The organism is Oleidesulfovibrio vietnamensis, from assembly GCF_055388115.1.
In genome coordinates this window covers 1139765-1153800 of sequence record NZ_AP042419.1, presented here as the reverse complement: position 1 = coordinate 1153800, position 14036 = coordinate 1139765, and the positions used below count along the sequence as shown (strand labels likewise).

Genomic DNA, 14036 nt, shown 5'->3' with positions numbered 1-14036 from the left:
TGATCAGGAGTCATAATGTCGAACAGTACTGCCGATACAGGCAACGCAGCCGCCGCTCTGGTAGAGCTGAAGGGCCTGAAGAAATATTACGAAGTGAAAGGCAGCCTGCGCCGCGCGGGCGGTCATGTGAAGGCCGTGGACGGAGTTGATCTGGATATTCTGCGCGGTGAAACACTGGGCCTTGTAGGGGAATCAGGCTGTGGCAAGTCGACACTGGGACGAGCCATACTGCGGCTGGAAGAACCCACCGGCGGCAGCGTCATGTTTGACGGCACCGACGTGCTGCGTCAGACCCGCAAACAGATGATCCCGCTGCGGGCACGCATGCAGATCATCTTTCAGGACCCTTACTCCTCGCTCAACCCGCGGCAGACAGTGGGCCAGATAATCGGTGAGGGGCTGGTCATACACGGCATGGGCAGCAAGGCCGAGCGGCTGGACCGTGTACGCTACCTTATGGACAAAGTGGGCCTGCGACCGGGCCACATAGGGCGTTATCCGCATGAATTTTCCGGCGGCCAGCGCCAGCGCATAGGTGTGGCGCGGGCACTGGCTCTGCAGCCGGAACTTATTATCTGTGACGAGCCTGTCTCCGCACTTGACGTATCCATTCAGGCACAGGTGATCAACCTGCTGATGGACCTGCAGGATGAATTCAACCTGACCTACCTTTTTGTTTCGCATGATCTGAGCGTTGTCAGACACATAAGTGACAGGGTGGCCGTCATGTATCTGGGACGCATAGTGGAGCTGGCCGACAAAAACGAGCTGTATGCCAACCCCTGCCACCCCTACACACGTATCCTGCTCAAAGCGGCCCCCGTGGCCGCGGTGGACGTTGTTCCGCAGCGCGAAGGTCTGAAGGGAGAACTGCCCACTCCTCTCAACCCGCCATCGGGCTGTCATTTTCACCCGCGGTGTCCGGAGGCCACACCGCGGTGTGCCGCTGAAACTCCGGCTCTCACCACACTGGAAAACGGACACCGTGTGCGCTGTTTTCTGTATTCCGAAGAAACCATCTGAAATACGCAGTCGGCCCCGTGCATGCACGGGGCCGTTTTTTTAAACCCATCCCGGAAGTATCCTGCGGCCTGCCGTTATGCCTTGCGCCATCACCGCCGACAATCCTTCCGCAGCGCCTGCATCAGCCCCATAGTCTGAACACACAGAAAAACGCAGTCCTGAACAGACTGCGTTTTTACAGTTCACCCCCGCATCAGCGGGTCAGAAAACATTCTTACATGTACCGCAACCGGAAAGGGCCACGCGCACCGCGCCTGCCGTTATCCTGCGGCCGGCCGGCGGCACGCCTTGCGCCGTCAGCACCGCGGGCCTTACTCTCACGCACGGTCCGCAGATTCCCCCGCGGCCTGCTGCAGCAGATTACGCACCGCCGCAGCATCGGGCAGTTCCAGCACCTGTTCCACCAGCGGCTGCAACGCAGCGGCATCAATGCTCCGGATGATTTCCTTGGCACGGGGCACGGCCGGACCGCTCATGCTCAGCGAATCAAGATTCATGGCGGCCAGCAGGGGCACGGCCAGCGGCGTGCCTGCCAGCTCTCCGCACATGCCCACATGAATTCCGGCCGCGTGACCGGCCTCCACTGTCTGCTGAATCTGGCGCAACACAGCGGGATGCAGGGCATCGGACAAAGCCGCCACAGCGCTGTTGCCTCTGTCTGCCGCCATGACATACTGGGCCAGATCATTGGTGCCGATGCTGAAAAAGTCCGCTTCAGCAGCCAGCTGATCTGCCAGAGCCACCGCGGCGGGTACTTCTATCATAATCCCCACGGGCACATCATGTCCGCACGGACGCCCCTCGGCCAGCAGCTGTGCGCGGGCTTTTTCCAGCAACGTTCTGGCCGCCCGCAGCTCGCCCGGATGAGCCACCATGGGAAACATGATCTGCACGGGGTGGTCCGCCGCAGCGCGCAGAAGCGCCCTGAGCTGCGTCACGAACAGGTCTTCATGCACAAGGCAGAACCGTATGCCGCGCACTCCCAGAAAAGGATTGGCTTCGGCCGCCTGCCCCTGCTGCAGATACGGTACAGGCTTGTCGCCCCCGATATCCAGCGTGCGGATAATAACCGGCCGGCCGTCAAGAGCCTGAGCAGCTTCAGTATACGCGGCCGTCTGTTCGTCTTCTGTAGGAGCGGAAGGCCTGTCGAGAAAGAGGAACTCCGTGCGGAACAGCCCCACACCTTCGGCCCCGTTGCGCACAGCGGCATGCGCATCCGCCGGTGAACCGATATTCGCATGAACCCGCACAGCCCTGCCGTCACGGGTGACAGCCGGTGCGGCGGCCTTTTCACGCTCACTGCGCAGCGATTCTTCCCATTGACGGCGCAGACCGCGCAGTCTTTGCACAGTGTGTTCGTCGGCCGGAGCCCATACCTCACCGGTATTGCCGTCCAGCCCCACAGGAGTGCCGTCGGTCACGCCCGCTATCTGCGCTGCGGCCCCCGCCACGGCGGGTATGCCCATGGAACGCGCCAGAATCGCGGCATGCGATGTGGCACCGCCCTGCTCGGTAACAATACCCAGAACTTTTGTCACATCAAGCCGCGCCATGTCCGAAGGCCCCAGATCGGCTGCCAGCAGCACACTGGGTTCGGCGATATCCGGCCCCTGCGGAGCCTCTCCGGTGATGATACGCAGCACGCGTGCTCCCACATCCAGCACGTCAGCCGCACGGGCGCGCATAAAATCGTCATCCAGACCGCGGTAGCGTTCCGCGGTGGAAACGATGACACGCCGCCACGCCGCCGCCGCGTTGCACCGGCGCTCTTCCAGTTCATGCAGCGCGGCATCCCTCAGTTCAGGATCCTGCAGCATCATCCGGTGCATGCCGAAAATTTCGCTTTCCGCGCCGCCCACGTTTCCGGCCGTCTGCTTTTCCACAAGCGCAATCTCGTCCGCGGCCTGCTTCAGAGCATCCTGCAGAACACGCTTTTCGGCCGCCTGATCGTCAACCTGAATTTCCGCCACTTCCGGCAATGCCGCTCTGAAGCGCACAGCCGGTCCCGCTGCATACCCGGCCGAGGCGGCTACGGCACCTGCAGGCCGGACCGGTGCCGCACCATGGCTGTCCGCCTGCCCTTCTTCCGGTTCACGCGGATCGCCAAAGTTTGCCGCATGCAGTGCCTGCAGGGCATCAAGCGCCTGCTGTGCGTCGGCACCGGCTGCGCGGAACTCGATGGAATCGCCGAGGCGCACCGCCAGCGTGGCTATCTGGTTGAGTGAGCGGGCGTTGACCACATGCCCTCCATGCGCCAGACGCACATCGGCGTCCAACCCTGCCAGCGCCCCCACAATGCGGGATGCCGGACGGGCATGCAGCCCCAGTCTGTTGGGCACCGTCACAGCAAGCGTCCGGACATGCTCCGCAGCGGCATCGGGCACTGCACCGGCAGCTCCGGCCGAAGACGCAGCCATGTCAGGCACCGCCGAACCGAGCTGAGCCGATTTAGCCGCAAGGGCCGACTCCGCTTCGGCCTGAACATCGTCCAGCGAGGCACCCGCCGCGGCCTGCACCGCGGCAGCAATACAACCTTCGATCAGCGGAGCCGCCGAAAGACGCACATTGGCCGTCACTTCAGGCGGCAGCAGGTCAAGCGCCGTTTCCGCACTCATCAGCGCACTGCCCAGATCCATCAGCACCAGCACGCCGTCACCGTCCTGCACTTCCTCCAGTGCGGCCATCACACGTGTGGGATCGGTGCCTATGGGGTGTTCTGCATCATCCACACCGCCTGCCAGAGCAATACGCACCCTGCCCTGCGTCATCTGCAGGGCAAGCTCGCGCACTCCTTCTGCCAGAACGGCACTGTGAGAAACAATTACAAGGCCGACCATGCGGCTATCCCCCGATACTCTGACGCAACGCGCCGAGCATCATGCACGAGGAAGCCCCGCCGGGATCTTTGTGACCGATGCTGCGTTCGCCCAGATAGCTTGCGCGCCCCTTGCGGGCCTGCATGGGCACGGTGGCTTCCAGACCTTTTTCCGCGGCCGCCACCGCGGCATCAAGTGCGGCATCAAGCGCGGCGCCTGCCTGCACTGCCTGTGTGTACGCATCAAGCGCGGGCTTCCAGATATCGTACATGGTTTTGTCCCCTTCCACGGGACGCCCGCGCGATACAATGCCCTCCACACCGCTTTCCAGCAGCTTCTGCATGGCCGCTTCGTCCAGCGTTTCCGCTCCGGCCAGCGCCATGCCCGCTTTCATAAAAAATGTTCCGTACAGCGGCCCGCTGGCCCCGCCGACACTGGAAAGCAGCGTCATTCCGGTATCCTTCAAAATGGCGCCGATGTCCTTTGCTTCCATGGAAGGCAGTTTTTCAAGCACCTTGCCAAAACCGCGATCCATGTTGATTCCGTGATCCGCGTCACCTATGGCGGCGTCGAGACCGGTCAGATATTCCTTCTGCGCCTTATATTCTGCGGCCAGAGCCTTAAGCCAGTCCAGCACCTGTTCCTTGGTCATCTGCATGCGGAAAATCTCCGGCGGTCCGGCAGCGATGCCGGCCGGTATATGCTTTGCGCCGCGGGGCCGTGCAGACCCCGCAGGCGGATATGTTGTTATCAGATTTTTACAAAACCGGGGGTGTTTGCTCCGGCGTCCCAGAACTTCAGCATTTCATCATCCACTTTAAGCAGCGTGATGGAAAATCCCTGCATTTCCAGTGAAGTGATGTAGGGGCCGATAAGATTGCGTTCGATGACGATGCCCCTGTCGCGGCAGATGGCATCCAGCTTGCGGTAAACGGCGTACAGTTCGCTTACGGGGGTGCCGCCCATGCTGTTTACAAAAGCAATGACCCGGTCGCCTTTGGCAAAAGGCTCATCGGTAAGTTTTTTGTCTTCCCACTGGCCGGTATCATGATTGAGTTCACGCACGGTGCGGGTATAGGCAGGATCGTCCAGAATGCCCTGAGCCACAATGGTTGTCAGCTCATCCGCCGTCTGCATGGAGCTGCGGTGCGTTCCGGGTTCACCATGAATACCGATGCCGATTTCAATCTCGCCGTCGGCCAGCTCAAAAGTAGGCTTGCCCGCCGCAGGCACCGTGCAGGATGTCAGTGCAACGCCCATGGAGCGCCCGCAACTGTTCACCCTGCGGCACAGGTCGGCGCATTGCTCCAGCGAATAACCGGCTTCGGCTGCGGCGCCTACAATTTTTTCCGCCAGCACGGTGGTGCCCACCCCGCGACGTCCCGCAGTATACAGGCTGTCCTTCACGGCAACGTCGTCGTCGATAAGTATGTTCTGCACCTTGATGCCATCGGCATGGCACAGTTCGGCGGCGGTTTCAAAATTCATCACGTCGCCGGTGTAGTTTTTGACAATGAACAGCACGCCGGCACCGCGGTCCACAGCTTTGGCGCATTCATACATCTGGTCGGGCGTGGGCGATGTAAACACCTCTCCGGGGCAGGCCCCGTCCAGCATGCCATGCCCCACAAAACCGCCGTGCATGGGTTCGTGCCCGCTGCCCCCGCCGGAAACAACAGCCACCTTGCCTTCGGGAATATCTCTGCGGCACACATAATGCGGGTCCAGATGGACCAGCAGTTCGGGATGAGCGGCGGCCATGCCCTGCAGCTGCTCCCGGACGACATCATCAACGGCATTAATCAGCTTTTTCATCGATTTTTCTCCGTTTGGTTATGAGCCATCCGGTCTCGCCTCAGAGAGTCTGACCAGACCTGCATCCGGCAGGTCGTTCATGCGAATCCAGCGGCTCGCAGAAAAGTTCTGCCCCCGTTCATAAAGGGATTGCTGCATTCTTACGTCAATTCCGCACTTGTGTGAACACTTTCGACGTCATTACGTGAACTTTTTGTCCGCCGTCCGGACATTTGTCATGGCGCGCGTCCGCCGCGGCGCCGCGCTGCGCCCTATCCCCACAGGGCAGGCTCCGGAGGATACACCAGACTGCCCTCGTAGCACAGCGCCGGATCGTGATCGGCAGCCAGCAGCAGGGGACCGTCAATATCTGCAAAATCAGCACCCTGTGCCACAAGATGGGCCGGCGCCATGGCAAGGGACGACCCCAGCATGCACCCTATCATCACTCTGAAGCCCATGCGTACAGCCTCATCGCGCATGGCCAGCGCTTCCGTCAGGCCACCAGTCTTGTCCAGCTTGATGTTCACCGCATCGTACAGACCGGCAAGACGCGGCAATGTTGCTCTGTCGTGACAGGATTCATCGGCGCATACCGGCACGGGACGGTCCAGCCCGGCCAGTCCGGCATCCGCCCCCGCAGGCAGCGGCTGCTCCACAAGAGCCACGCCCAGACACGCCAGCTGCGGCGCCCGCTGCACATACTGCTGTACTGTCCATGCCTCATTGGCATCAATAATCAGGCGGGCTTCAGGGGCATTTTCGTGCACAGCGCGGATTCGCTCCATATCGCCTGCGCCGCCCAGCTTGACCTTCAAAAGCGGTCTGTGCGCATTTTCCCGCGCGGCGGCACCCATGGCCAGAGGCGTACCCAGACTGAGCGTATAGGCGGTATGCACGGGCACGGGCCGCATACAGCCTGCCAGCTGCCACACCCGCTCGCCGCGCAGTGCGGCCTCGTACTCCCACAGAGCACAATCCAGCCCGTTACGCGCAGCACCGGCAGGCAGCAGGGTCTGCAAAAGCTGTCTGTCCGGCCGCCCGCCCATTCCGCGCACGGCTTCGTGCACAGCTGCGCAAACGCCCTCAACACTTTCTCCGTAACGGGCATAGGGCACGCACTCGCCGCGACCCTGCGCTCCTTCGCCGTATATGCGCACCTCAACCACCACGGCCTCTGTTCTGCTGCCGCGGGAAATGGCAAACTCGCCCTGCACAGGCCATGCCCGCACCGTTGTCTCCACCTTCACCGGCTCCGCCTCCTTCCTGCTATGCCGCAGCATACCGGATAATCTGTTTTTTTGTGCAACCTGCCATGGTAATACGTGTTTACCGGCTGCGCCGCAATGCCGCAGCACGGCAGCCGGTGTCGGATAGACAGTCATCATGTCGGACATATTTACATTTTTTGCAGGGGCAAGATGCCGCAGCAACAACTTATCACCCTGAATACACCGGCCATTGCCCTGTCTGCACAGAACTTGCTTGATTCTTCCGGCGGGTCGTCTTTGCGCGGTACCGCCTGTAACACTGCCTTCCGACCAGCTCCGGGAAACGCGGCGCCCAAGGTATCCCCCCCACCTTCGGCACCGACGCCCGGAGCTTCTTTTTTCCATTGCCCAATCAATATCCTATACTTTCTGAAAAAATAATAAGCTGTGGAAAATCAGCGCCGGAGCAAGCAACCATGCGCCCGCCACAGCCAACATCACGGCAGGCTGAACGGTTTTTTTATGTTGCTCCGCAAAAAAACACTTGCATAAATTCTCGCGGCATGATTCTGCGTAGTTGTCTGCCTCTTTTTAGCGGTATCTCACAGCATCCTGACGGGGCAGACGGCAAACGCTTTATGCGGCCGCCTTGTACAAGAAGAAACGCGGCATACACCGAGTACCGCTAGGGTGTGTGTGCACCCCGGGCTGTCTGGCTTCGCCATGGACTGACTCTGGAATTTTAGATTAACGAATGGCGAAGTGTGAGGATAAACCCTGATGAACATTTATGTTGGCAACCTTTCTTACCAGATGTCCGAAGACGACCTGCGTGGAGCCTTTGAAGAGTTCGGCGCTGTCGACAAGGTCCGCATCATCACTGACCACGACACTGGTCGTTCCAAAGGCTTCGGCTTTGTAGAAATGGCCGAAGACTCTGAAGCCAACGCTGCTATCGAAGCCCTGAACGGCCGCGAAATGGGCGGTCGCTCCATCACCGTGAACGAAGCTCGTCCTCGTCCCGAACGCTCCGGCGGCGGTGGCGGCGGCTTCCGTCGCAGCGGCGGTGGCGGCGGCTACGGCAACCGTGGCGGACAGGGCGGCGGCTACGGCCGTCGTTACTAATCCGTACCGCCAGCATCTGCACCGCAGGTGCCGCGCGGCGTAATGCGCACACTCCCCCGCACCGGCAACGGTGCGGGGCTTTTTTTTGCGCGCCGGACTTCTTTGCTGCGGTTCCTGCACAGCAAAAAAGGCGGTGCCGTAACGACACCGCCCTGATTAACAAACCTGCCTGCTCGGGCCGGACCGGCATGGGCTGCCGTATCCGGCAATGCGGCCGGACAGCGCAGCTGCCCGAATGCTCCGGCCGTTTACACCTGCCCGAAACGCGTTTTTGCTTCGCGCCTGCGCTGGTGCAGCACCGGCTCGGTATAGCCGCTGGGCTGCTCGCGCCCCTTGAAAACCAGATCACACGCCGCCTGAAAGGCGATGCTGCGTTCAAAATCAGGCGCCATGGGCGTGTACGCCTGATGTCCGGCATTCTGCGAATCCACCACTGCGGCCATTTTTTTAAACACGGCCATAACTTCTTCCCGCGTGCATACACCGTGATGCAGCCAGTTGGCGATATGCTGACTGGAAATACGCAGCGTGGCACGGTCTTCCATCAGCCCCACATTGTGAATATCAGGCACCTTGGAACAACCGATTCCCTGCTCGATCCAGCGCACCACGTATCCGAGTATGCTCTGGATGTTATTTTCCAGTTCTTCACGCACAGCACCTGCATCAGGTGCCGAACGCAGCAGCGGCAGCACCAGCATGTCATCACGGCAGGCGCGCCGTCGGGCGGCCAGCGCTGTCTGGACATCGCGCACGTTCACATCATGATAATGCATGGCATGCAGCGTGGCTGCAGCAGGCGAGGGCACCCATGCGCAACCTGCACCCGCGCGGGGATGCGCCCCTTTGGTTTCCAGCATTTCGCGCATGCTGTCGGGCTTGGGCCACATGCCCTTGCCTATCTGCGCCCTGCCCGAAAAACCGCAGGCCAGCCCCACATCCACGTTCCAGTCCTCGTATGCAGCTATCCAGCGCTCCGCCTTCATATCATTCTTTCTGACAACCGGCCCCGCCTCCATGCAGGTATGAATCTCGTCGCCGGTACGATCCAGAAAGCCGGTATTGATAAAAATAACCCGTTCGCGGGCCGCGCGGATGCACTCTTTAAGATTCAGCGACGTGCGGCGCTCTTCATCCATAATCCCCACCTTGAGCATATGACGGGGCAGTCCCAGAATATCCTCCACCCTGCTGAAAAGATCGCAGGTGAAGCGGACTTCCTCCGGACCGTGCATCTTGGGCTTGACGATATACACACTGCCTGTGCGGCTGTTGCGGTAGCGTACGTTGCCCTTCAGTTCGTGCAGCGCCACATAGCCTGTCATCAGAGCGTCCAGAATCCCCTCCGGTACGGGGCTGCCGTCCTCCGTCAGCACGGCATCCGTGGTCATAAGATGCCCCACGTTGCGGATAAGCATCAGGCTGCGGCCGGGCAGCACAAGAGCGCTGCCGTCAGGCGCCGTATATTCCCTGTCCGGATTGAGCGTGCGCACGCGCAGTGTTCCGTCCTTTACAAAGCTGGCTTCCAGATCGCCTTTGATCAGCCCCAGCCATGACTGGTACGTTCTGGTCTTGTCGTGGGCATCCACGGCGCTTACAGAATCTTCGCAGTCCTGAATGGTAGTCACTGCCGCTTCAAGGACCACATCTTTCACACCGGCAGGATGCGCCGCCCCCACGGGATGCGTTCTGTCCACATGCAGCTCAATATGCAGGCCGTTATTGCGCAGAACAACCACGGCAGGCGCATCACCGCCGGAAAAACCGACAAACTGCTCCGGCGCGGCGAGTCCCGTCTCTTTCCCCGATGCGTCGCGGGCCGCCAGCACACGGCGCCGGCCGTCCTGAAGCAGGATATACGCAGTCACATCACCATGCGACATTCCGTCCAGCGGCACTGCTCTGTCCAGAAACGCCGTTGCAAGACGCATTACCTCGCGCCCCCGCACCGGATTGTAGTCCGGCCCTTTTTCCATGCCGTCCGTTTCAGCGATCACGTCGGTGCCGTACAGGGCGTCATACAGGCTGCCCCAGCGGGCATTGGCCGCATTGACGGCATAACGGGCGTTGGTAATAGGCACTACCAGCTGCGGTCCGGCAACCTCGGCTATTTCCGGGTCCACATTCTCAGGAGAAATGGTAAAATCCTCCCCTTCAGGCAGCAGATAGCCTGTTTTTTCCAGAAACGCCTTGTATTCCGCCGCATCGTGGGGCTTGCCGGCACGTTCGCGGTGCCACGCGTCAACGGACTGCTGCATGCTTTCGCGCAGTTCCAGCAGTTCTTTGTTGCGCGGCGCAAAATCCCTGAACAATGCTTCGGCGCCCGCCCAGAAATCCACAGGGTCGACACCCGTATCCGGCGCTATCTCATTGGCGACAAGGCAGGAAAGGCACGATGCCACCTGCAGACCGCCGGTCTGTGTTCTTGTTGTCATTATGTAACCCCCGAATGGCGTAGGTTAGGGTTGCAGCGGAACACGGCAGTTATGCGGCCCGGAGGCGCAAAGACATACTGCCGGCAAAAAAGCTGGAAAAGCAGGATGCAGCATACAGCACCGGAAATGCTCCAGCCCGGGGCGGCAGCATCCTGTCATGCGGCGGGTGCACGGCGCCATGCCGTGCCGGAGTGTCCGTTGCGCGCGGCGTAAAGAGCATCCGCCGCGCGCAAGGTTTTATTTACGGATAAATACGAGTGATTCCTGCACGGGCGCATCCGCCGCCGGTGCAAGAACAAGGCTGCCGTCATGCCCGCGCAGCGCACGGGTGACACCGGTCATGGTCCGGAAGTACTCATACTCGGTGCGCATGGCTTTTTCCTCGCACGCACGCTTGGTACTGCCCATGGGACCGAAAGTCAGTGCGCCGTCTTTCAACTGCCACGTACCGAAGTAATTATTGCAACCGGAATAGCCGTACAGACGGCCGTCCTCGTCAAAAACAAGCGTGACTCCGGCATCGGCGGAAACGTGCGTACCCGCCAGCGAGGTCAGCTGCCACTCACCGGCAGTCAGCACGGCGGAATCAGCCGGAGACGCCGGAACAGCCTGACTCCCCCTGTGACCGGCACAGGCGCCGAGCATAAGAAGGGCGCCCGTGGCCAGCATAAGACAGGCATACACAATATAACGGTTTCGTTTTATCATCATTCAGCTCCTGCAGATATAGTGTGCATACCGCCGGCTCGACCGCACGCCCTCCCGCGGGCGGTCTTTTCCGGCACTCCCCTGACATGCGGAAAGGGGCCGGACGGAATAATCCTCATGTTGTTCTGCCGCATGACAGCCCCGAACGCAAGTGCGGAGTATCCCCGGCGGCTTTGACAAAACCCTCCGCACCAAGCAAATACTGCTGACCGGAAACAGTCTGTACATGCGCGCCGCATCCGGAGCACCCCGCAAAACAAGGAATACCTGTCCGTCATGTCTCTTTTTCTGCCCGCTGCCACACAACAGCTGCCCGTGTCCGGAATTCTGCAAGAACTTACCGACACACTGGCCCGCACAACATGCTGCGTTCTGCAGGCCCCCCCCGGAGCCGGTAAAACCACGGCGGTGCCACTGGCTCTGCTGCACGCGCAGCTGCCCGCCGGACGTATAGTGATGCTGGAACCCCGCCGGCTTGCAGCCCGCAGTGCCGCGCGGCGCATGGCTCAGATGCTGGGGCAGCGCACCGGTGAAACTGTGGGATTCAGAGTGCGCCACCACAGCTGTACAGGCTCCGGTACCCGCATAGAGGTGGTCACAGAGGGGGTGCTCACACGCATGATCCAGTCGGACCCCGCTCTGACGGATGTAGCATGCGTCATTTTTGACGAATTTCACGAACGCAGCCTGCAGGGCGATCTGGGCCTGACACTGTGTCTTGAAGTTCAGGCCGCCTTACGCCCCGAACTGCGGCTGATTGTCATGTCCGCCACCCTTGACGGCGCTCCCGTGGCGGCGCTGATGGGCGGATGTCCGGTACTGACCGCCACCGGACGCAGCCATGCCGTGCATACCCGGCACATTGCGCCGCCTGCCGGCCGTTCAATGCTCGACAGACATCACTGCATACAGCTTATTGCAGACGGCATACGCCGCGCGTTGTACGAAGAACAAGGCAGTATTCTGGCCTTTCTGCCCGGTCTGCGGGAAATAACTCTGGTGGCCGAGGCGCTGCAAGGCGCGGTGTCACCCGACGGCTGCCGCGTGCAGGTGCTGCCGCTGCACGGCAGACTGACCCCGCAGCAGCAGGACGCGGCCATATGTCCCGCCCCGCAGGGGGTGCGCAAAGTGGTGCTGTCCACATCCGTTGCCGAAACAAGCCTGACTCTTGAAGGCATACGCATTGTGGTGGACAGCGGCCTGACGCGCAAAGCACAGTTTGACCCGCGCAGCGGCATGACGGGACTGGTCACACGCAGAGCGTCACTGGCCGCGGCCGCACAGCGGCAGGGACGCGCCGGCAGGCTGCAGGAGGGTATCTGCTACCGGCTGTGGAGCAAAGCCGACGAACCGGCCATGCCCGCCTTTGACAGACCGGAAATACTGGAAGCAGACCTTGTGCCGCTGGCACTGGAACTGGCCCGCTGGGGGGCTTGCGACCATAATTCGCTGCCGTGGCTGACACCGCCGCCGCATTCCAGCATGGAACAGGCCGCAATGCTGCTGTGCCAGCTGGGCGCTCTGAAGCCTGCCCCCTCTACCGGTCTGCGTCACATCACACAGCACGGCGCGCGCATGGCCGCCCTGCCGGTGCACCCCCGGCTGGCGCACATGGTAATCACAGCGGCGGATACGGAACAGCCCGACATTCTGGAACAGGCCTGCCGCATAGCCGCCGTGTTTTCAGAAGCACCATCGGCCCTGCGCAGGCAGGCCGACCTGTGCACCGTCATAGAAGACGCTGCCACAGGCCGCACCACAGACAGCCGTACGGCGGCACGCACGGCGCAGATGGCCAGACGTCTTGCGGCCGCCGCCGGAAAAGGCCCGGACGACCGGCCGGCGGTACAGGCATTGCGCACACTGCCTGCGGATGCGCGCTGCGCTGCGCTCTGTGCACTGGCATTTCCCGACCGCATAGGCAAAGCCACGGGGCAGGGCCGCTTTCTGCTTACCTGCGGCAGAGCCGCCATCGTAGCTGCCACCCACCCGCTGGCCGGCAGCCCCTTCATCGTAGCGGCCGAGCTGGACGGACAAAACGCGGACGCACGCATTCATGCCGCCGCGGCGCTGGACAGCCGCACCGTGGAAACCCTGTACGCAGACAACATCGCGCAGCAGGACAACATTCAATGGAACCCTCAGACAGAAGCAGTGGAGGCAACGACGCAACGCACGCTGTGGAAGCTGCCGCTGGAAGTGCGTCCTCTCGCAGAAAAACCCCATGCGCAGGCCGCGGTGCAGGCCATGTGCGAAGGCATCCGCAGCATGGGACTGAGTGCCCTGCCCTGGACCCGCGAGACAGAAACCCTGCGGCAGCGGGTCATGCTGCTGCGCAGGCACGAACCGTGCGGAGCAGACCAGATAAACATCTGGCCCGATTTTTCGGAAGAAACGTTGCTGGCGACACTGGAAACATGGCTTGCCCCTTTTCTGGACGGTATCCGGCGGCGGACACAGCTGAAAAACCTGAACCTGAAAACAGCCCTGCAGGCGATGCTGCCATGGCCGTTGCCTGCCCGTCTGGAGCAGGAGGCACCGGAACTGCTCACCGTCCCTTCAGGTTCAAATATCCGGCTGGACTATTCCGGCCCTGTGCCGGTGCTGGCGGTAAAGCTGCAGGAAATGTTCGGTGCCACAGCCACGCCCGCCATAGGCAACGGGCGCATACCGGTGCTTGTCCATCTGCTTTCACCTGCGGGCAGACCGCTGCAGATAACTCAGGACCTCGAAGGATTCTGGAAAAACGGGTACCGGCAGGTCAAAGCTGAAATGAAAGGGCGCTACCCCAAACATCCATGGCCCGACGATCCTGTTTCCGCCCGCCCCACACGACGGACAAATACCGGCTCTAAAAATGTATCATAGACATTTTGTTGACAATATGCATACTGATCGGCATTACTGTCCGGTTATCACAGCTA

At 61.2% G+C, this 14036-nt stretch carries 9 protein-coding genes; 3 read left to right on the top strand and 6 right to left on the bottom strand.

Annotation, left to right across the window (positions count from 1 at the left end; genetic code table 11):
• The first annotated feature begins 15 nt into the window (after window positions 1-15).
• Window positions 16-1023, top strand: coding sequence for an ABC transporter ATP-binding protein (locus ACZ5D1_RS04900; protein WP_011367201.1), 1008 nt, complete (start codon window positions 16-18; stop codon window positions 1021-1023).
• 317 nt (window positions 1024-1340) lie between these two features.
• On the opposite strand, the gene ptsP is transcribed toward ACZ5D1_RS04900, so the two are convergent.
• The 4 genes from ptsP to dgcA form a co-directional block, all read right to left on the bottom strand.
• Window positions 1341-3860: a phosphoenolpyruvate--protein phosphotransferase gene (gene ptsP / locus ACZ5D1_RS04895; protein ID WP_464556106.1), complete on the bottom strand. Its 2520-nt coding sequence runs from the start codon at window positions 3858-3860 to the stop codon at window positions 1341-1343.
• 4 nt (window positions 3861-3864) lie between these two features.
• Window positions 3865-4497, bottom strand: a complete 633-nt coding sequence (gene dhaL / locus ACZ5D1_RS04890) for a dihydroxyacetone kinase subunit DhaL (protein ID WP_011367199.1) — start codon at window positions 4495-4497, stop codon at window positions 3865-3867.
• A 92-nt stretch (window positions 4498-4589) separates the two neighbouring features.
• Complete coding sequence (dhaK, locus tag ACZ5D1_RS04885; RefSeq protein ID WP_011367198.1) at window positions 4590-5654, bottom strand: dihydroxyacetone kinase subunit DhaK; 1065 nt, start codon at window positions 5652-5654, stop codon at window positions 4590-4592.
• A gap of 251 nt (window positions 5655-5905) precedes the next feature.
• Window positions 5906-6883: an N-acetyl-D-Glu racemase DgcA gene (gene dgcA / locus ACZ5D1_RS04880; protein ID WP_464556104.1), complete on the bottom strand. Its 978-nt coding sequence runs from the start codon at window positions 6881-6883 to the stop codon at window positions 5906-5908.
• Between the two features lie 741 nt (window positions 6884-7624).
• Between dgcA and ACZ5D1_RS04875 the strand changes: the two genes are divergently transcribed.
• A complete protein-coding gene (locus ACZ5D1_RS04875; RefSeq protein ID WP_011367196.1) occupies window positions 7625-7969 on the top strand; it encodes an RNA recognition motif domain-containing protein in 345 nt (114 codons plus the stop codon).
• Window positions 7970-8217: 248 nt separating this feature from the next.
• Here ACZ5D1_RS04875 and ACZ5D1_RS04870 read toward each other — a convergent pair whose 3' ends face one another.
• Window positions 8218-10404, bottom strand: coding sequence for a malate synthase G (locus ACZ5D1_RS04870; protein ID WP_464556102.1), 2187 nt, complete (start codon window positions 10402-10404; stop codon window positions 8218-8220).
• Between the two features lie 237 nt (window positions 10405-10641).
• A complete protein-coding gene (locus ACZ5D1_RS04865; protein WP_081428078.1) occupies window positions 10642-11115 on the bottom strand; it encodes an META domain-containing protein in 474 nt (157 codons plus the stop codon).
• Window positions 11116-11388: 273 nt separating this feature from the next.
• Here ACZ5D1_RS04865 and hrpB point away from each other — a divergent pair, with 273 nt between their 5' ends.
• Window positions 11389-13980 (top strand): ATP-dependent helicase HrpB, encoded by a 2592-nt coding sequence (gene hrpB, locus ACZ5D1_RS04860; protein ID WP_464556100.1) that lies wholly within the window; start codon window positions 11389-11391, stop codon window positions 13978-13980.
• Window positions 13981-14036 lie beyond the last annotated feature (56 nt).

Bases quoted from the DNA above. Each gene is read 5' to 3' on its own strand.
- ACZ5D1_RS04870 (WP_464556102.1), bottom strand. From the start codon at position 10,404: ATGACAACAAGAACACAGACCGGCGGTCTGCAGGTGGCATCGTGCCTT.
- ptsP (WP_464556106.1), bottom strand. From the start codon at position 3,860: ATGGTCGGCCTTGTAATTGTTTCTCACAGTGCCGTTCTGGCAGAAGGA.
- dhaK (WP_011367198.1), bottom strand. From the start codon at position 5,654: ATGAAAAAGCTGATTAATGCCGTTGATGATGTCGTCCGGGAGCAGCTG.
- ACZ5D1_RS04865 (WP_081428078.1), bottom strand. From the start codon at position 11,115: ATGATGATAAAACGAAACCGTTATATTGTGTATGCCTGTCTTATGCTG.
- hrpB (WP_464556100.1), top strand. From the start codon at position 11,389: ATGTCTCTTTTTCTGCCCGCTGCCACACAACAGCTGCCCGTGTCCGGA.
- ACZ5D1_RS04875 (WP_011367196.1), top strand. From the start codon at position 7,625: ATGAACATTTATGTTGGCAACCTTTCTTACCAGATGTCCGAAGACGAC.
- ACZ5D1_RS04900 (WP_011367201.1), top strand. From the start codon at position 16: ATGTCGAACAGTACTGCCGATACAGGCAACGCAGCCGCCGCTCTGGTA.
- dhaL (WP_011367199.1), bottom strand. From the start codon at position 4,497: ATGCAGATGACCAAGGAACAGGTGCTGGACTGGCTTAAGGCTCTGGCC.